Below are 317 nucleotides of genomic sequence, written 5' to 3' on the forward strand. Positions count from 1 at the left end.
TGAGAAATTACTTTACCAGTTTTATCTGTTCGTAACGTATCTACTTTTTTACCATCTTTATACACTTCGAATTCTGCGTCTGATAATACTTTCGTTTTATCTTCCGCATCTACTTTCACGATTTCGAATTGACCCGTTACTTTTTCATTCGTAACTTCTTGTTTTACTACTTCGTTCGCTACAACGTTCACTTCTACTGTCACTTCTAGCGCTTTATAACCTTCTGGCGCTTTTGTTTCCTCTAACGTATACTTTCCTGGCACTAAGCTTTCGAATTTCACAACGCCGTCTTTATTCGTTGTTTTCGCTTCTCCAAC

1 protein-coding gene is annotated in these 317 nt (G+C 37.5%); it reads right to left on the minus strand.

Annotated elements, in window-relative coordinates:
• Positions 1-317: MSCRAMM family protein (locus ACQRBL_RS32745; protein WP_427736480.1), on the minus strand; the 317-nt coding region annotated here is incomplete at both ends.

It is taken from the genome of Bacillus sp. AF62, from assembly GCF_050312695.1.
Classification (GTDB): Bacteria; Bacillota; Bacilli; order Bacillales; family Bacillaceae_G; genus Bacillus_A; species Bacillus_A cereus.